Origin of the sequence: uncultured Hymenobacter sp. (genome assembly GCF_964242765.1) — a bacterium.
GTDB lineage: Bacteria > Bacteroidota > Bacteroidia > Cytophagales > Hymenobacteraceae > Hymenobacter.
Genome location: NZ_CAXTBM010000016.1, coordinates 78,434 through 97,950, shown reverse-complemented (window position 1 = coordinate 97,950; position 19,517 = coordinate 78,434). Strand labels below are relative to the sequence as shown.

18 protein-coding genes and 1 pseudogene are annotated in these 19,517 nt (G+C 52.3%); 10 read left to right on the top strand and 9 right to left on the bottom strand.

Features of this window, described 5'->3' with window-relative positions; all coding sequences use genetic code 11:
- Positions 1–225, bottom strand: a pseudogene (locus ACFE7X_RS09215) (MotA/TolQ/ExbB proton channel family protein); the annotation flags it as partial.
- A gap of 258 nt (positions 226–483) precedes the next feature.
- A complete protein-coding gene (gene mazG, locus ACFE7X_RS09210) occupies positions 484–1,323 on the bottom strand; it encodes a nucleoside triphosphate pyrophosphohydrolase (protein ID WP_375435381.1) in 840 nt (279 codons plus the stop codon).
- A gap of 168 nt (positions 1,324–1,491) precedes the next feature.
- Here mazG and glmM point away from each other — a divergent pair, with 168 nt between their 5' ends.
- The 3 genes from glmM to ACFE7X_RS09195 all read left to right on the top strand — a co-directional run bounded on the left by glmM (position 1,492) and on the right by ACFE7X_RS09195 (position 5,986).
- A complete protein-coding gene (gene glmM / locus ACFE7X_RS09205) occupies positions 1,492–2,880 on the top strand; it encodes a phosphoglucosamine mutase (RefSeq protein WP_375435380.1) in 1,389 nt (462 codons plus the stop codon).
- Between the two features lie 170 nt (positions 2,881–3,050).
- A complete protein-coding gene (locus ACFE7X_RS09200; protein ID WP_375435383.1) occupies positions 3,051–4,193 on the top strand; it encodes a cysteine desulfurase family protein in 1,143 nt (380 codons plus the stop codon).
- Positions 4,194–4,558: 365 nt separating this feature from the next.
- Positions 4,559–5,986: a B12-binding domain-containing radical SAM protein gene (locus tag ACFE7X_RS09195; protein ID WP_375435379.1), complete on the top strand. Its 1,428-nt coding sequence runs from the start codon at positions 4,559–4,561 to the stop codon at positions 5,984–5,986.
- A 28-nt stretch (positions 5,987–6,014) separates the two neighbouring features.
- On the opposite strand, the gene ACFE7X_RS09190 is transcribed toward ACFE7X_RS09195, so the two are convergent.
- Together ACFE7X_RS09190 and ACFE7X_RS09185 are read right to left on the bottom strand one after the other, a co-directional pair.
- The gene (locus tag ACFE7X_RS09190) at positions 6,015–7,232 is read right to left on the bottom strand and encodes a hypothetical protein (protein WP_375435378.1); all 1,218 of its coding nucleotides are present in this window, start codon (positions 7,230–7,232) and stop codon (positions 6,015–6,017) included.
- Complete coding sequence (locus ACFE7X_RS09185) at positions 7,229–8,215, bottom strand: DUF2157 domain-containing protein (protein WP_375435377.1); 987 nt, start codon at positions 8,213–8,215, stop codon at positions 7,229–7,231. The genes ACFE7X_RS09190 and ACFE7X_RS09185 overlap by 4 nt, the downstream gene beginning before the upstream one ends.
- An 88-nt stretch (positions 8,216–8,303) precedes the next feature.
- Between ACFE7X_RS09185 and ACFE7X_RS09180 the strand changes: the two genes are divergently transcribed.
- Positions 8,304–8,969 (top strand): hypothetical protein, encoded by a 666-nt coding sequence (locus tag ACFE7X_RS09180; protein WP_375435376.1) that lies wholly within the window; start codon positions 8,304–8,306, stop codon positions 8,967–8,969.
- Positions 8,970–9,033: 64 nt separating this feature from the next.
- A complete protein-coding gene (locus tag ACFE7X_RS09175) occupies positions 9,034–9,519 on the top strand; it encodes a PRC-barrel domain-containing protein (protein ID WP_375435375.1) in 486 nt (161 codons plus the stop codon).
- 91 nt (positions 9,520–9,610) lie between these two features.
- On the opposite strand, the gene hemH is transcribed toward ACFE7X_RS09175, so the two are convergent.
- Positions 9,611–10,648 carry a ferrochelatase gene (gene hemH / locus ACFE7X_RS09170; protein WP_375435374.1) on the bottom strand — a complete coding sequence of 346 codons (1,038 nt, stop codon included), beginning with the start codon at positions 10,646–10,648 and terminating at the stop codon, positions 9,611–9,613.
- A 199-nt stretch (positions 10,649–10,847) separates the two neighbouring features.
- Between hemH and era the strand changes: the two genes are divergently transcribed.
- The 3 genes from era to ACFE7X_RS09155 all read left to right on the top strand — a co-directional run bounded on the left by era (position 10,848) and on the right by ACFE7X_RS09155 (position 13,595).
- Complete coding sequence (gene era / locus ACFE7X_RS09165) at positions 10,848–11,744, top strand: GTPase Era (RefSeq protein ID WP_375435373.1); 897 nt, start codon at positions 10,848–10,850, stop codon at positions 11,742–11,744.
- Between the two features lie 131 nt (positions 11,745–11,875).
- A complete protein-coding gene (gene der, locus ACFE7X_RS09160) occupies positions 11,876–13,198 on the top strand; it encodes a ribosome biogenesis GTPase Der (protein WP_375435372.1) in 1,323 nt (440 codons plus the stop codon).
- Positions 13,199–13,340: 142 nt separating this feature from the next.
- Entirely contained in the window at positions 13,341–13,595 is a 255-nt protein-coding gene (locus ACFE7X_RS09155) for a hypothetical protein (RefSeq protein WP_375435371.1), read from the top strand.
- 82 nt (positions 13,596–13,677) lie between these two features.
- On the opposite strand, the gene ACFE7X_RS09150 is transcribed toward ACFE7X_RS09155, so the two are convergent.
- The 4 genes from ACFE7X_RS09150 to ACFE7X_RS09135 all read right to left on the bottom strand — a co-directional run bounded on the left by ACFE7X_RS09150 (position 13,678) and on the right by ACFE7X_RS09135 (position 16,802).
- Complete coding sequence (locus tag ACFE7X_RS09150; protein ID WP_375435370.1) at positions 13,678–14,244, bottom strand: hypothetical protein; 567 nt, start codon at positions 14,242–14,244, stop codon at positions 13,678–13,680.
- Positions 14,245–14,384: 140 nt separating this feature from the next.
- A complete protein-coding gene (murQ, locus tag ACFE7X_RS09145; protein ID WP_375435369.1) occupies positions 14,385–15,188 on the bottom strand; it encodes an N-acetylmuramic acid 6-phosphate etherase in 804 nt (267 codons plus the stop codon).
- Positions 15,189–15,283: 95 nt separating this feature from the next.
- Positions 15,284–15,514 carry a cytochrome b5 domain-containing protein gene (locus ACFE7X_RS09140; RefSeq protein WP_375435382.1) on the bottom strand — a complete coding sequence of 77 codons (231 nt, stop codon included), beginning with the start codon at positions 15,512–15,514 and terminating at the stop codon, positions 15,284–15,286.
- A 130-nt stretch (positions 15,515–15,644) separates the two neighbouring features.
- Positions 15,645–16,802 carry a formimidoylglutamase gene (locus tag ACFE7X_RS09135; protein ID WP_375435368.1) on the bottom strand — a complete coding sequence of 386 codons (1,158 nt, stop codon included), beginning with the start codon at positions 16,800–16,802 and terminating at the stop codon, positions 15,645–15,647.
- 206 nt (positions 16,803–17,008) lie between these two features.
- On the opposite strand from ACFE7X_RS09135, the gene ACFE7X_RS09130 reads away from it, so the two are divergent.
- Entirely contained in the window at positions 17,009–18,790 is a 1,782-nt protein-coding gene (locus ACFE7X_RS09130) for an AMP-dependent synthetase/ligase (RefSeq protein WP_375435367.1), read from the top strand.
- A gap of 160 nt (positions 18,791–18,950) precedes the next feature.
- Positions 18,951–19,430 (top strand): MarR family winged helix-turn-helix transcriptional regulator, encoded by a 480-nt coding sequence (locus ACFE7X_RS09125; RefSeq protein WP_375435366.1) that lies wholly within the window; start codon positions 18,951–18,953, stop codon positions 19,428–19,430.
- Positions 19,431–19,517: the final 87 nt, after the last annotated feature.

Below are 19,517 nucleotides of genomic sequence, written 5' to 3'. Positions count from 1 at the left end.
TTTGTATATAATACCTAGGTAGTTACCGGGCAATGCAGCATTAGCGTTATTACCACCTACGAAGTTACCCCCGTTACCCAATACAAAGATGTAGATGATGATGCTAACAACGATTGCCAGCGGAATAACGATGGCGGCAAACGCGGAACCGCCTTTGGCCTCACCTGGTGCGGCGGCAGGAGCGGCAGGCCGCACGTTCTTGTTTGTGGCATTCTTTTGTTCCATTGTTCCGGAGTGTTAAGGGAGTTGGTGGTGAAAGGTAAACTGGTGTTGAAAGGGGTAAATGAACGATAGGAGGACGTTAAGACGGCAGCGGCCCCGCTCACCTGCATGTTATGCAAAAAGCATTAAAACATGGGTCTAATTGTGTGCGGGGCCCGTCCGTAATTCAGTCGATCCTTGGCAAACCTAAGTAAAAACCTGAGTGTCGCCAAATGAAATCAGGGTTTAAACGCCCTAAAACCAATTAAGACTTAAAAAAAGCTACTTTTTGTTTGCCGAAGATTTAGAAATCAAGTTAGATTTTTTTGCCTGTTCCCAATATACATCCATCTGTGCTAAACTTAAGTCCTGAAGTTTGTGCCCGTCTTGGGCAGCCTCTGACTCAAGGTATTGGAATCGATAAATAAACTTTTGATTGGTGCGTTCGAGAGCTTCTTCAGGGTTGATGCCAGCATGGCGGGCAAAGTTGATGAGCGAAAATAATAAGTCGCCAAATTCAGCGGTTGCCCGCTCCTGATTGATTGCAGCTGGGTCGGTATGAGCAAATTCAGCTTCAAACTCTCCCAATTCTTCTTGTACTTTGTTCCAAACTTGATCAGATTTTTCCCAATCAAATCCTGCACCGCGGGCTTTTTCTTGAATGCGCATGGCCTTCACGAGAGCGGGCAGTGAAGTAGGTACGCCGCCAAGTACTGACGTGTTGCCTTTTTCTTTGAGTTTTAATTGCTCCCAGTTACGCTTCACGTCGTCCTCGGTGTCTGCTTGCGCATCACCATAGATGTGCGGATGACGGAAAATAAGCTTTTCGCATTGTGCGTTCAATACATCCGCTACGTCGAAATGGCCCGTCTCCGAAGCAATTTTAGCGTAGAAAACTAAATGTAAAAAGACGTCGCCGAGCTCTTTTTTTACATCATTTAAGTCGTCGCGAATGATGGCGTCGCTTAATTCGTAAGTTTCCTCGATGGTGAGGTGACGCAACGTCTGCAACGTTTGTTTACGGTCCCAGGGACATTCGGCGCGTAAGCGCTCTAGTACGTCGAGTAAGCGACCGAATGCGGCTAGCTGACTTGAACGGCGGTCGGGCGAGTTATATTCCATGTACTCAAAGATACAATTCTGGCTTGCACAGCGCTACCTTGTTGTACTGGTCCGGCGTAAAGTGCGGGCTGTATTTTAACTATTTAGCCAACTCACGATTGCCAACTCCATCGTAGTGAAAGCAGGGGCGTTTGTCTACTTTTGCGCACCTATTTAAAGAATCAGCTTGTGGCACTCATAAAATCAATTTCGGGTATTCGAGGTACTATCGGTGGGGCAGCAGGTGAAGGCCTGACGCCTCTTGACGTAGTAAAATATACTGCTGCCTTTGGAACGTGGGTACTTGATAAAACGCAGAACAACACCATTGTTATTGGGCGCGACGCCCGTATTTCTGGTGAAATGATAAGCAAGTTGGTTTCTGCTACCCTACAGGGGTTGGGTATCAACGTAATTGACCTGGGTCTGAGCACGACGCCCACAGTTGAGATGGCAGTTCCCGCGAAAAGGGCTGGAGGAGGCATTATTATAACGGCTTCACACAATCCCAAACAGTGGAATGCACTCAAATTGCTTGATAGCTCGGGGGAGTTTATTTCAGATGCCAGTGGGCAGCAGGTATTGGCGCTCGGTGACACCGAGGCTTTCACTTTTGCGCCTGTCATGAAGCTCGGGCAATACAGTATCGATGAAACTTTCTTGCAGGAACACATTGATGCGATACTACGACTGCCGTTGGTGGATGCCGAAGCCATTAAGGTGAAGAATTTTCGGGTGGTAGTTGATGCCGTGAATTCGACCGGAGGCTTTGCCGTGCCTATGTTGTTGGGCGCGCTAGGGGTAGAAATTATCGAGAAACTATTCTGTGAGCCCACCGGTGACTTTGCCCATAACCCCGAGCCGCTGCCAGAGAATCGGCGTGAGATTGCCAAGAAGATAGAGAAGGGCTCCTTCGACCTTGGTATTGTGGTAGACCCGGACGTAGATCGGTTAGCCCTGGTAAACGAGGATGGTACCATGTTCGGGGAAGAGTATACGTTGGTAGCCGTGGCTGATTATGTGTTGCAGCAAAACGGTGGCGGCAATACCGTAAGCAACCTAAGCAGTACCCGCGCCCTGCGCGACGTGGCCCAGAAGCATGGTGGCAGTTATGCCGCTGCCGCAGTAGGAGAAGTGAATGTGGTAACCAAAATGAAGGAAACCAACGCCGTTATTGGTGGGGAAGGCAATGGAGGAATCATCTACCCTGAACTACACTACGGCCGCGACTCTTTGGTTGGAATTGCTCTGTTTCTGAGCCACTTAGCTAAAAGTGGTCTTACAATGACGCGCTTACGGGCCAGTTATCCTAACTACTATATTTCGAAAAATAAAATCGAGTTGACGCCGGAAATCAACACCGATAAGGTGTTGGAATTGATGGAGAAACGCTATGCAAAGCAGCCCGTCAATACCATTGATGGCGTGAAGATTGAGTTCGATAAGGAATGGGTACACCTGCGCAAGTCGAATACCGAACCCATCATTCGCATTTATGCCGAGTCGGAATCTAATGCCACGGCTGATCATCTAGCAAATAAAATCATTGCTGACATAAAAGAAATTATCAATACATAAAGTAAAATGGGATTTCAGTAGGAGGTTTGTTGGCAAATGCTACAGATCATTGCCTGAATAGCAAAAGAGCCATTAGGTGAAATTTGACTTCATATTAGGATTCCGGCTGCCCCGCTGGAATCCTTTATTTTTGCACCTAATATCCACTTCTCATCAAGCTGTTGACTCGCATGACCGTGTATTTCGATAACGCCGCTACTACCCCCCTAGACCCCGAAGTGCTGGATGCCATGCTGCCTTTTATGCGCGAGCACTACGGCAATCCTAGCAGCATTCATGGCCATGGGCGGCAGGTGCGCGCCGCTATCGAAAATGCTCGAAAAACGATTGCGCACCTCATCAATGCGGCTCCCGCTGAGATTAGCTTCACTTCGGGAGGCACGGAGGCCGACAACTACGCTGCTTTTGGAAGCATTCGGGCCCTTAAACTCAAGCATGCTATTACATCGCCCCTGGAACATCACGCGGTGTTGCACACTTTGCAGGCCTTGGAAAAGTCCGGCGACATCAAGCTAAGCTATGTGCGCCATGATGAGCAAGGACGCTTCAATTTAGAGCACTTAGAGGAACTATTGGCCGCGCACCCGCGCACCTTTGTTAGTTTGATGCATGCCAACAATGAAATTGGCAACCTGAACGATATCGAGGCCATTGGGAATATCTGCGCTCAACACGACGCGGTGTTTCATACCGACACGGTGCAGACTATGGGCCACTACCGGCACGATGTGCAAAAGTTGAAAAATCACTTTCTGGTTGGTTCTGCGCACAAGTTTCACGGACCGAAAGGAGTTGGTTTTTTGTATCGGCGCTCGGGGCTGCTTGTGGATGCCTTGATCCATGGGGGCTCGCAAGAGCGTAACCAGCGGGCGGGTACTGAAAACGTGTACGGCATTGTGGGGTTGGCCAAGGCCCTGGAAATTGCGTCCCGTGGCATGGCCGAGCATCAACAGCATATCCAAGGCTTGAAAGACCGATTTATTGTCAAGTTGCAAAGTGAAATTGGCGGAGTGGAGTTCAACGGCACTTCAGCGGAAGCCAAGCAAAGCCTGTACACGGTTCTGAACGTGAGCTTGCCCCCTTCCGATATAAACGAAATGCTGCTTTTCAACTTGGATATCAACCGGGTTTCGGTATCGGGTGGCTCAGCGTGTACGAGCGGGGCCAATGCTGGTTCCCACGTGCTAACAGCCTTGGGGTGTGACCCTAATCGGGGCGCAATCCGCTTTTCTATGAGCAAGTACAATACCACGGAAGAAGTGGACTATGCCGTAGAGCAACTAGCAAAAATGTACCGCAAAGTGCCCGCGTAGGGCAAGTGCATTGGTTTTATCTATATCTGCGAAGGCTGATAGCTGGACTTGTTTCTGCGCGCTCTTCAATAAGCAAGCCCTTGACCTTCCTGAGGTTGAGGGCTTGCTTGTTGGTAAGGTTTCTCTTATTCTTCGATGTGTCAGCTAACTCGCTTAAAAATGAGTTGTCGTTGACTCGTCGGAAAAGATAGTCCTTTAATAGAGTGTTGGCTTTAAGGGTATAGCATCACGCACTGTCTAAACGGGAGTTGCAAACCACTTCTAGCATCATCAGCAACAAACATTTGGTTGTTTATTAAAAGTACTTTGAATTACAAAGTATATACTCTTTCTTTCGGTCGGATTTACCTCAATCAGGCCCGATTATGCGTGTCAAACTTATTCTGCCCGCCCTTACTGAGGCTACTAACCCGTACTGGCGCCCCATCAAATATTCCCTGTTTCCGCCACTTGGACTAGCTACACTGGCGGCCTTCCTGCCGGATGATTGGGAAGTTGATTTGCAGGATGAACACGTAGAAGCACTAGCGCTCCACGACACGCCAGACCTAGTTATCATTCAGGTTTATATTACCAATGCCTACCGAGCTTATGCATTGGCCGACATGTACCGGGGGCGGGGCTGCTATGTTTGCCTCGGTGGGCTACACGTAACTAGTCTGCCCGAGGAAGCCGCGCTACATGCCGATAGCCTGTTCCTGGGGCCAGGCGAAGACACGTTTCCGCAGTTTCTGCGGGATTGGCAGCAACATCGGCCGCAGCCTCGCTATGTAGCGCCCACCAACCGGACTCTGGTTGGTACGCCCCCCATCCGCCGCGACTTAATTCGGCGTGAGCTGTATCTGGTGCCTAACTCCATTGTTGTCACGCGGGGCTGCCCGCACCATTGCGACTTCTGCTATAAAGATGCCTTCTTCGAGGGTGGCAATACCTTTTATACGCAGCCCGTGGATGATGCCCTAGCGGAAATAGACCGGCTGCCGGGCCGGCATCTGTATTTCCTCGACGACCACCTGCTGGGGCATCAGCGCTTTGCCGCCTCGCTTTTCCAAGGAATGCGCGGGATGGGGCGCTTGTTTCAAGGCGCTGCCACCGTGGATAGTATTCTGCGCAACAACGGGTTGCTGGAGAAGGCGGCTGCCGCGGGGCTGCGCAGTCTGTTTGTCGGGTTCGAGACGTTAAGCGAAACCAATCTGCGCGCGAGCAACAAGCGCCAAAACTTGGGCCGCGACTATGCCCGGGCCATTGAGCGGTTGCATGGCTTGGGTATCATGATTAATGGCAGCTTCGTGTTTGGGCTGGATGATGACGGGCCGGACGTGTTTCAGCGCACGGTGGAGTGGGCAGTGCGTCAAGGCATCACGACGGCCACCTTTCACATTGCCACACCGTATCCGGGTACCGACTATTTCAAGCGGATGGAAGCGGAAGGCCGGCTGCTGCACCGCCACTGGAACGAATATGATACCCGTACGGTGGTGCACCAGCCCGGTCCGTACCTCACCGCCGAGCAGTTGAAAACTGGCTATGACTGGGCTTACCGCGAGTTCTACTCCTGGGCCAACATCACCCGCGCCAGTCTGGCCCACGATTCTGTGAAGCATCAGATCAAGCACTTTGCTTATGCCGGGGGCTGGAAACGCTTCGAACCGCTCTGGAATTTCATGATCAAAACGCGGCAGTTGAACTCGATGCGGCCATTGCTGGAAGCTATTCTAGCCAAGGTGCAAGGCCAGCGCCCAGTGAACACGCCCACGCCAGCCGACTTTATTCCGTTGCCCATCGTCTCGTAGTTCGTCGGCAAGGTCTGGCAAGTTGCGGCTAATAACTGCCCTCGGCACCACCGCCGCCAGAACTGCCACCGCCAAACTCGAAACCTGCCTCCGCAGGTTGGGGCACGTTGGCAGTCTGGGCGACAACAAGTGATTCTAAATTGAATTTACGCTCATCTTCATCTTCTTCGGCGGCAGTGGTGAGGCCGTGGCGGGGTGCGCGCAAATAATGCGTCACCCATAGCATTGCTGCAATAAGCATTGCGCCAACCAGTGTAGCAGCTATTTCAGGCGGCAGCACAGACCGATAGTGCCGGAGCGTGTACACCGAAAAGGCCATCAGCACCAAACCCACCAGCAGCCAGATCCGGTCGTGCCGCCGCAAGCCAACTACCACATAAACTATCGGAATGCCGGCCGTGAAAAAGTAAAACAGCCACGCAAATGGTATTTGGGTCGATACTACAGCATCACTTAGCAGGGCGTTGCCTTCGCGCACTACCAAGTAGTTGCCGCCGAGGTAGAAGGTTGCTAATGACAGCACTTTCAGCACTTGAAGGCAGGGCTTGTAGTACAGATAGTCGGGGCGTTGGGTGAACTGCTTAATCAAGACGTAAGCTGCTGCTGAAGCCAGCATCACAACAAACGGCAAGACTAGGCGGCCAATAGGAAACTGCAACAAGACGCTAGCCAGCAACAGCAGGTAAGTAAGGTGGGCGGCAGCGGCCACTAGCCGGTCGGCATAGCGGACGGTGGCAGCTAGAAGCACGGGCAGCACTAGCAACAAAGTGGTTACTACATACGGGCTAGTAAGCGAATCAGCGTGGCGGTAGCCCTCGGGCGCTAGTTCATAGACCGTGTATACTACCAGGCATATAGTCCAGCCCAAGGTGTAGTAGAGAAGGGCATTGTCGATGCCTGAATGGTAAAGGCGGGAATCTTTGATAGCAAACTCCAGCAAAAGCAACCCGGCTAACACGCTCAGCACACCCGTTGCAATGACTAGCGCCTCATCGGAGCCATACGAGTCAAACGCATCATGAACAAACAACCCCACAAAGCCAGAGCCCGCCGACAGCCCGATAAGCGTGAAGACAAACAAAGTAATGCGCAGGAATATATTAGGCCTGTAGTAGTCAAGAGGATAGGCGGCTAAGACGAACGTGAGTTGTGCAGCAGAAAGCAAACCCCGTTTCTGCCAACGGGTGGCCGCTGCGCGTATGGCCTCACGATACGCCCAAAGAGGGTTGTAGGCTTTGGAATTCATGATTTGATACGCAAGATTTCCTTGATATTCTTGAAGAGCATAACCACTCCGAAACACGACAGCAGGAAATACAGCGGAATCAGTGACTCTGCCTCATCTAGGTTAGTGGAATCAATCAGTTGGACAAACAGATAGGTGACAACGATGTAGCTGTACACGGCGCCCATGAGTACAAACAGATAGGAGTGGGTGCGCCGGGCGTACCAAATCAGAAAGCCGCATATCACTAATACCAAAGCGGCGGCAGCAAAAGGGGGTAGCCACCCTTGCGGATAAAGATTGAGCAGCGAAGCAGTGGCCGCTAACAGCGCTAGATTGCTGCCCAAAGAGATATACGTGAAGCTAAAATGCCGCTTTTTGTCTAGATACTCAGACAGCAGGCCTACGCACATCAGGGCTAACCCCAAGCCTACCGCCGCTCCGCTTAAGCTGCGAAAATGATTGTCGGTGAAGGCTGATAGTGGCGCTACCGACAAGCCTAACCACGATGCCAAGGCCGTAACAGCCATAGAAAGCACACCCCGGTGGTCGAAAAGATAAGCCAGCCAAAAGAACAGCACCGCGGGCAGAAAGACCGCCAGCCCGTAGCGGGTTCCAAAGAGTTGGTATTGATACTGCACATAGCCTTCCAGACTTAGAAACAATAGGCAGCCGAGCAGCAGCACATAATCGGAGACAAATCCTGCTCGGGGCACCTTGGCCCACGTGAAATTGGTGCGGTAGCGGGCCGCATGGCCGAAGCACGCCGCCGCAAGCAGCGCCATGGCGGCAACTACCACACCGTGCCCGATTTCGTCGATGTGTTGGTAAAGCAGAACGCCTAAGCCACCCGTTAGCAGAACGATACCCAGATACAACAAGGCGCGCACTTCGTAATGCACCGAAAAAGGGCGCGTCTGTTCGTTTTGCCGGATTACGGTGGCTTGCTCGGGTGAAACCAAACCTTGGTCTTGCAACTCGTCGAGAAACTGGGTGGAGTCCATGCATTGAAAGTATATAGCAATGTTAATATAAAACGAAACATACCAACTCTCTTGAATTGCGTATTAAGCCACTGCCTAGTTGCCACTAATGGCTACTGGTTCCGAAGGACGAGTTTGTATGGCCGACATTAATATTCAGCGTAAAAAGTCTTCTCCCAGCCCCTGGCTGCTTATTCTGCTAGCCTTACTAGTGCTAGGTGCAGTAGCTTGGTTTCTGTTGCGAAAGGATGCAAACCAGCAAACTCCTGCCGCGCCACCCGAAACTGCTACGTCTACTACTAGTACTAGTGCTATTGATCCTGCCGCTGGCCTTTCTGCCGCCGACAGCATGATGCTGGAAGCGCCCACCGCCACGCCAGAAGCCTTGGCTGCCACCGCCCAGCGCGACCCCGCCAGCCCCGGTTACGCCCGCAGTGGCTTGCGCGTGCTCAGTGGTGTGCTGGTGGATCTGGCCGACCGCGCCGACCTCCGCGACGCGGCCGTAAGCGAGAAGCGCGACGTGCTAACCAGTGCCACCGCACGCCTCGACGATTCGACGGCCAGTTTGCGTCCCGGCTTCGTGGCCGCCACGGGCCTTATGCAAGCCATGCAGCAAAAGGCGTATCCTGCTCTAGAGCCCGCTGTGGGTGATTTGATGGACCGCGCTGGGCAACTGTCGGGGCGCAGCAACACACCCGGGGACCAGCAGCAGTTGCGCGAGTTTTTTAGCCGGGCCACCGAAGTGGTGCGTACGCTAAATGAGCCCAGCAAATAGTTTTTGATTCGTAGTTAGCAAAGTAAATTCCGTGGAACCTACTCCTGTTCCTTCCGCCCAAGGCATGCACCTGCGTCGCCTGCGCGACCTCACCGAGTTTGAAGTAGCCGATGGCAGCCCCGACGTACGCGGCTGGGCAGTCCGCGGCGGTGATGGCAAGAAATTCGGTGATGTGGTAGAGCTTATTGTGGAAGAAGTTGCGCTGAAAGTCCGTTACCTGGACGTAGAGCTTGATACCAGCCTTCAAGTCAACGAGCACGAGCGCCACATCCTTATTCCGGTTGGCGTAGCGGCCCTCGATGAGGAAGGCGACAACGTATTTGTGCCCTCCCTCACGCTGGATTCTGTACTCGATTACCCGCCCTACGAAGAGTTTCATATTTCTCGCGAGTACGAAGAAGCCATGCTTCGTGCCCTGAAGCTGCCGCTCCCCGAACATGATACTTCCGGCTTCTACGAGCAGCCATCGTTCGATGAGCAAAGCTTCTACCAGAATCGGCGCTCCCCGAAGCTGCTAGATAGCTTCCGCCGTCGCGACCGGCAGCAGTAGGGAGCAAGAAAAAGGAAGATTCCTAGGTTCTAACTGCGCATATTACGCTTGCAGAACCGGGCAATCTTCCTTTCCTCTTTGCTTCGATAAACTAGTTCTGGTGGATCATATCCACCACCGCCTTCACCCAAGTTGGGTGAGTGTTCAGCGAGGGCACTAGTTGCCAATGGTCGCCGCCAGCTTCCTCAAACAGTTCTTTAAACTCTTCGCCCACTTCAATAGTGGTTTCCAAGCAATCAGCTACGAAAGCCGGGCTGAAAGCTAACACGTTCTTGATGCCTTTGGACGGGAGAGGCTTCAGAACTTCATCAGTGTAGGGTTGCAGCCACGGGTCGCGCAGGCGGCTTTGCAAGCGGCTCTGGAATGATACCGTGTACTGGTCTGGCGTGATACCGAGCCCATCGGCCACAAGGCGCGAGGTTTCAAAGCACTGCGCCCGATAGCAATAGCGGTTATTTTTGTTGTAGCTGTTGCAGCAGTTGCTCAGCTTGCAGTAGCCGTTGTGGCTGCCTTTCAATACGTGGCGTTCCGGGATACCATGATAGCTGAACACGATGTGGTCGTAGTTGCGCTTGGCCATTTCCTGCTTGCCCAGGTCCACAATGGTGGCAATAAAGCCCGGGTCGTTGGCGAAAGTGCTGATAAAGGAAATGCTAGGTACCACCCACCATTTGCTTACTAGCTCCATCACCTTCTCCTGCACCGAGCCGGTGCTAGCCGCGGCATACTGCGGAAACAGGGGCAACACGATAATGCGCTCCACGGCGGCCTCACGCAGTTCGTTCAAGGCTTTCTCAATGCTCGGGTTCTGGTAGCGCATCCCGAAAGCCACTAGGTAGTCTTTCCCAAGCTGTTCTTGTACCAGTTTCTGCAAGTCGAGGCCGTGAAAGAGGAGGGGAGAACCCCGGTCGGTCCAGAGCTGCTGATAAATCTTGGCTGATTTGGGAGCACGCAAGGGTACTACCAAGCCTTGAAAGAGTGGGTAGCGGATAGCCGCCGGCATATCCACTACGCGGCCATCCGTCAGAAATTCGTTGAGGTAGCGCCGCACATCACTGGTCTGGGGCGAGTCGGGGGTACCAAGATTTACAAGCAGGACGCCAATGCGGCCTTTAGTGGAAGCGGGCATAAAAAACGATAAGTCGTTGACTGTAGCACGAAGCTTTTGCTTTACATCCAGTTAAGCAATACAAAGGTCGCACAACCAAGGACGTGGTACTACTCCTGTGCTACAGCTTACGACAAATATCCTCGACTCAATGTTTTATTAGCTGCTGGCTCACCCGCCGGAAAGTCGTACCTTTGCAGGCCAATTTCCAGACTCTGAAGTGAATACCGAACCTACTCCCCACCGCGCTGGCTTTGTGAGCATTATCGGCAAGCCCAACGTCGGCAAGTCCACGCTCATGAACGCCCTGATGGGCGAACGGCTCAGCATTGTCACGAGCAAAGCACAAACCACGCGCCACCGCATCTTAGGCATCCTCAACGGGGAGGATTTTCAACTGGTGTACTCCGATACGCCGGGCATCATTCAGCCCAAGTACGAGCTGCACAACGCCATGATGTCGTTCGTGTATTCTTCCCTGGAAGATGCCGATGTAGTGCTGTTCGTCACGGACATCTACGAAAAACACGACGAGGAACCGGTGGTGGAGCGGCTGCGCAAAATGCAGGACACGCCCATTCTGCTGCTCGTCAACAAAATCGACCAGGCCGACCAGGCGGAAGTGGAGGCGAAGGTGGAGTATTGGCAGCAACAGCTTCCCAACGCAACTCGGGTGCTGCCCATTTCGGCGCTGGAAAAGTTTGGTACCGGTGAATTGTTGGACCTGATTCTTGGTTATCTGCCAGTCCATCCCCCGTACTACCCCAAAGACGAGCTAACCGATAAGCCCGAGCGGTTTTTCGCGGCCGAGATGATTCGGGAGAAAATCTTCAAGCTCTACAAAAAAGAGGTGCCCTACAGCTGCGAGGTAGGCATCGAGGAGTTCAAGGAAGACGACGACATCATCCGGATGCGCTCGATTATCTACGTGGAGCGAGCCAGCCAAAAAGGCATCATTATCGGGCAGAAAGGGGCCGCTCTAAAAAAGGTAGGCACTTGGGCGCGGGAGGAAATGGAGAAGTTTTTCCAGAAAAAGGTGTTCCTAGAAATCTATGTCAAAGTAGACGAGAACTGGCGCACCGACCCCAAAGCCTTAAGCCGTTTCGGGTACCAATAGCACAAGTAGAACCTCCTGTTTCGGCTAGCGCAGCATCAGGTTCAATTAATAGAAAGCATTCCGACCTTCTTCAACTTAACTACTCCGGGCACTGCCGAACACGGTCGGGCCGGCGGCTGGAGTCAGACCCAATGAAAAACACAATTGCCATTGTGGGGCGCCCCAATGTGGGCAAATCCACTCTTTTTAACCGCCTCGTCGGCCAGCGCAAGGCCATCATGGACGACGAAAGCGGCGTTACCCGCGACCGGCACTACGGCTACGGCGAATGGATTGGGAAGTACTATACCGTCATCGATACAGGCGGTTACGTTCACAACTCCGATGATATTTTCGAGGGGGAAATCAACAAGCAAGTGAAGTTGGCTATCGACGAGGCAGATGTGGTGCTGTTCATGGTGGATGCCATGGCTGGTGTACATGGCCTCGACGAGGAATTTGCCAATGTGTTGCGCCGCTACCAAGGCAAAAAACCGATTTACATCGTAGCCAATAAAGCCGATACCAACTCCCGGATTCATTCTTCTGGCGAGTTTTACTCGCTAGGAGTAGGCGACGGCGAAATATTCCCGGTTTCCTCGGCCAATGGCTCCGGCACCGGCGACTTGCTCGACGCAGTGGTAAGCCATTTCCAGGAAGAAGGCGTTGAAGATCCTGACCTTGGCATTCCGAAGATTGCTGTAGTAGGCCGCCCCAATGTGGGCAAATCTAGCTTTGTGAACCTGCTACTTGGCACTGAACGCAGCATTGTGACTGACATTGCTGGTACCACGCGTGACTCCATTCAAGCGCGCTACAATGCCTTCGGCAACGAGTTTATTTTGGTGGACACAGCTGGTTTGCGCCGTAAGACGAAGGTGCACGAAGATGTGGAGTTCTACTCGGTGCTGCGCTCTATTCGGGCACTGGAAGAAGCCGATATCTGCGTGGTGATGCTGGATGCTACCCGTGGCATTGAAGCACAGGACGTGAACATCATCGGACTGGCCGATAAAAACCGCAAGGGCATCGTAATTCTGGTGAACAAATGGGACTTGATCGAGGACAAGGAAACGAATACGGCCAAGGAATTCCAGGACAAGATTTACGAGAAGATTGCGCCGATTGCATATCCGCCCATCATCTTCACGTCGGTGCTCACCAAGCAGCGCGTACACAAAGCCATTGAAACGGCCATTGACGTGTACAACAACAAGCGCCGCAAAATCCCGACTTCGCAGCTAAACGAAGTGATGCTGAAAGAAATCGAGAAATATCCGCCACCGGCCACTAAGGGCAAGATGGTGCGCATCAAATACGTCACGCAACTGCCCACGCACAACCCGGTGTTTGCTTTTTTCTGCAACCTGCCGCAGTACGTGAAAGAAAGCTACGTGCGCTACCTCGAAAACCGCTTACGCGAGCATTTCGACTTCTCGGGCGTGCCAATCGGCATCATCTTCCGCAAGAAATAAGCGAGCAGGCAGAAAATTCTTTGCAACTGTCGGGTTACCTCTGGAAAGCTCGTGTATAAAGGTGTGTAGTTGGCTGTTGCTTTTCTGAAAACGGCTGAACTACTCCCTGAATCGACATTTCATTCTCCAAACACTCCCTATCATGAAAAAAGTATTGTTCCTCGCCCTGGCTGCTGCTTCCTTCACCTTCACTTCTTGCGACAGCAAGACTGAAAACGCTGCCGAAACCGGTGCAGAAAACGCAGAGGCTACTGGCGAAGCCAAAGCTGATGCAATGGAAGAGCAAGCTGATGCCGTTCGTGACTCGGCTGATGCCACTGCCGACAAAATGGAAGACGGCGCTGATGCTGCCGACGCTCCTGCTACCACGGCCCCCGCTACCACTCCAGCTCAGTAATTGCTGCTGGTCTTAGACCCGAAAGGGGCTTCCCATCATGGGGAGCCCCTTTTTGTTTTATGTGTGCGAGACAATAATAGCCTCAGCCTAAGCGCCGTTGCAGTAGCCCATCAACCACATCAAATAGCTTGCGCGGGGTGTAGGTCCGCCAGGGAAGCTCGTCGAGCTGGCCGCCGAAATTGACGTAGTTATCGATGTTGTATTGCCGCATTTCGCGGATGACGTGTTCCTGGAAGTTTACGGCCGCTATCCAGCCATCTTCCACATCCTCAAACCATTCCTCGTAGTAGTCGTCTTCGGAGCCATGGAAGTTGAATACATTTTCGCCAATGAGAATGAATTTGCGGACGCCCTCGTGCGTCATCATGTCCACGATGTTGCGCTTGAGGTGCATGATGTCGTTTTCAATAGCATCATTCCACTCCCCAATAAATTCGATAACTGCAATGCCTAGTTCGTAATCAACGAACAAGATTTTCAGAAACAGCGTCTCCGAATCGAGACTGTCCCACTGCGGATGGATATAGTAACCGTAAATGGTGTTTACGTAGCTGTCGAGGCTGTTTTCCGCCTCATATAGTGGAGAGCGGGGATCTTCGGAGGCAGAATACTGCTCCATCCAAGCGTAGTGTGGTTCAATAGTGTGCATGGGAGTCAGAATGTGGCGGAAGCTGAAGTTTCTGCCGTATCAAGAGGCCTTTTGCTGCTGTAACTGCGCTTAAACCGTCAGGGTTTCCTAAGGGCCTTTACAAAATACTATGTGTTGCAGTACACAAGTGGAAGTGCGCGTTATTTTGCTTGCTGGGCGGCCAGCGCGGCCCGCACCGACCCGTGTTGGTGCAGCAACTCGGCTGCTACTTCTTGCTCGATGCCGAGCTCATCCATCAGCATCCGTTCGCCACGGTCAACCAGCTTGGCATTCGTGAGCTGCATGTCCACCATTTTGTTGCCCTTCACGCGACCTAACCGGATGAAGGTAGCGGTAGTGAGCATGTTGAGTGCTAGTTTCTGCGCGGTGCCGGCCTTTAACCTAGTACTACCCGTCACAAACTCAGGGCCTGTGACAATCTCCACTGGAAACTCGGCCACTGCGGCTACTGCCGAATCTGCATTGCACACAATGCAACCTGTAGCTAAACCATGCTGGCGCGCTTGTTCGAGGCCACCAATTACGTAAGGTGTACGGCCCGAAGCAGCAATGCCGACCACCACGTCCCGATCCGTGATGTTGTGGGCTTCTAAGTCGCGCCAAGCTTGCTGTGCATCATCCTCTGCGTTTTCCACGGCCTTGCGGATGGCCGTGTCGCCGCCCGCAATTATTCCGACCACCACGCCGTGCGGCACCCCAAACGTAGGGGGGCACTCCGACGCATCAAGAACCCCGAGCCGTCCACTGGTGCCCGCCCCAATGTAGAACAACCGCCCGCCTTTGCTTAAGTGGGCCACCGTAGCCTCCACCAGCGCCTCTACTTGTGGCAGCGCCTTGGCTACTGCATGCGGCACCGTCTGGTCCACGCTGTTCATGCCGGCTAGCAGCGCTTGGGTGGAAAGCGTTTCGAGGTGATCGAAGTAGGAGGGGCTTTCAGTGGACATTTCAGGAAAGGAATAAAAGAAATAAAGAGAAAAGGTATTAGACAAGCAGGGACGGAAAGATGATAAAGTCAAGGTGAAATTCTACTGACTTCCACCTAACTCATTCGCCCAACGACGGGGAATTTATCGAATACATTGGGGTTGTGCGGAGCATCCTGGTCTAACTCGCGGGTTAAATCTTGACCGGCCCAATGCTCATAGTGGTTGCCCCGCCGCCAGAGTCGGGAACGAGTGACGTCATACACCAGCCCTTTGTACGCCACCCAAATCTCGTCGCGGTCCTGCCCGTTTCGCAGGGCCAGTTGCGCTCTGGTATAGGTAGGCAGTTGCTGGGTAGTAGCTGGTTGGCTTTGCAATTGGTTTATTGCCGCGGCGGCCTGCCCTGCGGGCGAGGTACTACTAAGTTGCGGCGAAACAGGCTTTTCCATTGTCAACTAAAAATTAGTCGATGCAAACTCACCCAAGCAGAGCTTGCGTTAAAAACCAACGGTTGGGCATATCACCTTGGGCAGCATGAATATAATCCTCGTAGCTACAAGGAATAATGCGCTTCACGTTGCTGTTGGCTAAGCTTTCCACTTCCAGCCACCACTTTTCAGTGAACTTCGATTTGTAGAAAACCAGCTTGCCGGGCGTTTCGGCTGTATCGGGCAAGCCCACTGCGTAGCGGATGAAACGCTTGCTTTGAAAGTCGAGTTCGGGGCAACGATGGTAGAAACCTTCCACGAAGTACCAGAGCATGGTGGCTAAAGTAGCGGCGGCCAAGCCATGCACGTCGTGGTCGGGGCGGTAGCCGTAGAGGCCAAACGAGGTGAGTTGGTCGTTGGTGCCTGCGTACCAAGCCAGCTTGGCAGCTTCTTCGTTGGTTAGCCCGAACGGGTTGGCCGGGTAGTAGCCGGGCGCATCGTTCCAGCGGAGTGCGGCTATATCAAAGCTCACAAAATCGGCGTGGCGCAGTAGAGGCTCAGCTTGCCGAATGTCGTCGCGAATTTGACCTAGCCGAAGCCGTTCGAAATGCATCTTCTCCAATGCTGCCAGCACATCGGGGGCCACCAAGTACTGCTGATGGCCTAATTGCGCGAAGCTGAACAAGAAGTTGGGTTCGTGCATCAACATGCGCCGCAAGTGGCTGTCTTCGGCGCGTGAGCCCGCTTCTTGCGCCATATCCACGCGGGCGTCGATGGTAGCAAAACTTACGGTTCGGTCCAGGGTTTCGTAAGCCAAAAACTGCCCATAATCAAGGTCATGAGAGCCTCCTAGCAGAATGGGCACGGTACCATGCTCGAGAAGCGCAGCAATTATTTCACGCAGGCGGTGGTAGGTATCATCCAGCGTCAGGCCTGGCCGCAAATTGCCCAAGTCGGCCAGCCGGATAATACCCGTGCCTCTTTGTAGTTGGTAAAAGCGCTGCCGCACCTCATCAGCTCCCTGCGTAGTAGGGGTTCCGGCGGCGCTTCCGCGCCACTCATCTAGCCCGATGAGGGCTATATCGGCAGTTCGCCAGTCCGGAAATACATCCAAAAAAGGCGTAACGCAACCGGCCAGTGTACTAGGGGAGGAAGCGGAAGAAACTAGCTCTTCGGGGAGCGGGTTGAAAAAAATAGCCAGATTCATCGAGCGCGAACAGTGCGGACTACAGCAAAGCTACACCAAATGCCGCCACGGCCCATGCTTGCAGTGCCTAGCGAAGGGCTTAGGCTAGGCTTTGCGTGAAAAAAAGTTGTTATTTATGGCAGCGGTTCTTAGCTGATAATTTTGCAAATGCACAAGTAAAAGCCGTTCCGTCTCCTGCCTAACCCACCTACTTCCCGCCCCATCTCATGGACATTCGTCGCACCTTCGATATTCTACCTCAGCTTCAGCAGAAATACAATAAGCCGGATTGCTTCGCCTCCAAGATCAACGGTGAGTGGACTCCGCTCAGCACCAACGAAGTTGTTGAGCAAATAAATCTGGTGAGCCTAGGCCTCCATCAGCTCGGAATCGGCAAGAACGATAAGGTAGCCATCATTGCCATGAACCGGCCCGAGTGGATGCTCGCTGATTTTGGTATTTCGCAACTGGGCGCCACCAGCGTGCCAATGTACCCGAGTATTACGGTTGAAGACTATAAATACATCTTTACCGATGCGGGTGTGAAAGCCGTTTTCGTGTCCGACCAGAAGTTGCTCGATAAGGTACGCGAAGCAACGCAAGGGCTAAGTATTCCTGCCGAAAACGTCTTTAGTTTCGATAAGCTACCGGGTGCTCGTCACTTCTCCGAGTTGTTGGACTTGGGTAAAAAGGGCAATCCTGCTGATTTGGAGCTTATTAAAGCAGCAGTAGAGCCCACCGATTTGCTCACGCTCATCTACACCAGTGGCACTACGGGCCAGCCAAAAGGAGTGATGCTGACGCATAACAATATCCTCAGCAACTGTCGCAACGTCCAGCCTTACGTACCCGTCACGGCCGCCGACAAAGCATTAAGCTTCCTGCCGCTCTGCCATATTTTCGAGCGTATGGTTACGCACCTCTATCTTATCAACGGAGTGAGTATTTATTATGCCGAGAGCATGGAGGTTATTGCCGATAATCTGCGGGAGGTAAAGCCACAGATTTTCACCACTGTGCCGCGCTTATTGGAGAAAGTATATGACAAGATTGTGGCCAAAGGCCACGAACTGGAGGGCGTAAAGAAAAACCTGTTTTTTTGGGCGCTGGATTTGGGCCTAAAGTATGACACGCAGAAAGATCAAGGGTTCTTCTATAACACGCAACTAGCACTAGCTAACAAACTCATCTTCAACAAGTGGCGCGAGGCGCTGGGCGGTAATCTGCGCTGCATAGTAAGTGGTGGCGGGGCCTTGCAGCCCCGGCTGGCGCGGGTATTTTGGGCCGCTGGTATTCGGGTGATGGAAGGGTATGGCCTCACCGAAACTTCGCCAGTTATTGCTGTTGGACGCTACGAACCCGAAAACAACATGATTGGCAGTGTAGGACCTATTATCGATAACACCGAGGTGAAAATTGCTCAGGACGGTGAGATTCTAACTAAATCCGAGTCGGTAATGAAGGGCTATTACAATAAGCCAGAACTAACCGCTAAAGAATTCGACGAGGAAGGCTGGTTTCACACCGGTGACATTGGAGAACTAGTAAACGGCCGTTTCCTGAAAATCACGGACCGTAAGAAAGAGATGTTCAAAACCTCCGGCGGTAAGTATATCGCGCCACAGGTGATTGAAAGCAAGCTAAAAGAGTCGCCGCTGGTAGAGCAGTGCATGGTGGTAGGCGACGGGCAAAAATTCCCGTCCGCACTGGTAATTCCCTCCTTCGACGACCTCAAAGCTTGGTGCAAGCGCAACGGCGTAGATTGTGATTGTTCAAACGAAAAATTGGTTGAAAACGAGAAAGTAGTAAAGATGTACGAAGACCTCGTGCATAAGTACAACACCGGATTTGCGCAGTGGGAGCAAGTCAAAAAAATTGTTCTATTGCCCAAACTCTGGACAGTGGAAACTGGTGAAATGACCCCTACGCTCAAGGTAAAGCGCAAAATCATTTCAAATAACAATAAGCACCTGATAGAGAGTCTGTACTATCATCCGGAACATCACTAGCAGCAAGTAGGTAGAAACGGCCCCGCTACCATGCGGGAATGCGGGGCCATTTCCAATAAGAGCCGATGTAATAAAGAGGGGGCAAGCGAAACATTTTTATTGCAACTTAGTATGCAAGCATAACATATTTCTGTATGTTTACCGGACTTCCTCTCTGCTGATGAAACCCGAAGAAACCGTTGATTATAACATAAAAGTAGCTTGGCACGCCATTTCGCGCATGTACAATACGCAGGCTGCTAAGCATGACATTACTACGAGCATTGGTTTCGTCCTGCTAAATATCGATCAAGAGAATGGCACTCCGGCAACTAAGATTGCGCCTTTGTTGGGTCTCGAAACTCGCTCTCTCACGCGCATTCTGCGCTCTATGGAAGAGAAAGGACTGATCTATAAGCAAGCTGACACCCAAGATAAACGCTCGGTTCGCATTTTCCTGACCGAGGAAGGATTGCGGGGTAAGGAAATTTCGCGCCAAACGGTGCGTCATTTCAACTTAAAAGTACGAGAGAAAATCCCGCAAAATCAACTGGATATCATGTTCAAGGTGATAGGACAGATTACCGGTATGATTGAAGGGAAGACACTCTACGAGGATTTTCAACTAAAGCAGTTGCGCTCCGAGTCGTCGTCAACTTAATATTGGTACAACCAGGCTCTTATGCCTGATGCTCAACCACAGGTAGTGGCGTCATGCTTCGATATACTCTGCATGACGAATAGTTTA

Excerpts from the sequence above, each read along its gene's own strand:
- mazG (WP_375435381.1), bottom strand. The coding sequence starts at position 1,323 with ATGGAATATAACTCGCCCGACCGCCGTTCAAGTCAGCTAGCCGCATTC.
- ACFE7X_RS09200 (WP_375435383.1), top strand. The coding sequence starts at position 3,051 with ATGACCGTGTATTTCGATAACGCCGCTACTACCCCCCTAGACCCCGAA.
- ACFE7X_RS09195 (WP_375435379.1), top strand. The coding sequence starts at position 4,559 with ATGCGTGTCAAACTTATTCTGCCCGCCCTTACTGAGGCTACTAACCCG.
- ACFE7X_RS09190 (WP_375435378.1), bottom strand. The coding sequence starts at position 7,232 with ATGAATTCCAAAGCCTACAACCCTCTTTGGGCGTATCGTGAGGCCATA.
- ACFE7X_RS09185 (WP_375435377.1), bottom strand. The coding sequence starts at position 8,215 with ATGGACTCCACCCAGTTTCTCGACGAGTTGCAAGACCAAGGTTTGGTT.
- ACFE7X_RS09180 (WP_375435376.1), top strand. The coding sequence starts at position 8,304 with ATGGCTACTGGTTCCGAAGGACGAGTTTGTATGGCCGACATTAATATT.
- ACFE7X_RS09175 (WP_375435375.1), top strand. The coding sequence starts at position 9,034 with ATGCACCTGCGTCGCCTGCGCGACCTCACCGAGTTTGAAGTAGCCGAT.
- hemH (WP_375435374.1), bottom strand. The coding sequence starts at position 10,648 with ATGCCCGCTTCCACTAAAGGCCGCATTGGCGTCCTGCTTGTAAATCTT.
- der (WP_375435372.1), top strand. The coding sequence starts at position 11,876 with ATGAAAAACACAATTGCCATTGTGGGGCGCCCCAATGTGGGCAAATCC.
- ACFE7X_RS09155 (WP_375435371.1), top strand. The coding sequence starts at position 13,341 with ATGAAAAAAGTATTGTTCCTCGCCCTGGCTGCTGCTTCCTTCACCTTC.
- ACFE7X_RS09150 (WP_375435370.1), bottom strand. The coding sequence starts at position 14,244 with ATGCACACTATTGAACCACACTACGCTTGGATGGAGCAGTATTCTGCC.
- murQ (WP_375435369.1), bottom strand. The coding sequence starts at position 15,188 with ATGTCCACTGAAAGCCCCTCCTACTTCGATCACCTCGAAACGCTTTCC.
- ACFE7X_RS09135 (WP_375435368.1), bottom strand. The coding sequence starts at position 16,802 with ATGAATCTGGCTATTTTTTTCAACCCGCTCCCCGAAGAGCTAGTTTCT.
- ACFE7X_RS09130 (WP_375435367.1), top strand. The coding sequence starts at position 17,009 with ATGGACATTCGTCGCACCTTCGATATTCTACCTCAGCTTCAGCAGAAA.
- ACFE7X_RS09125 (WP_375435366.1), top strand. The coding sequence starts at position 18,951 with ATGAAACCCGAAGAAACCGTTGATTATAACATAAAAGTAGCTTGGCAC.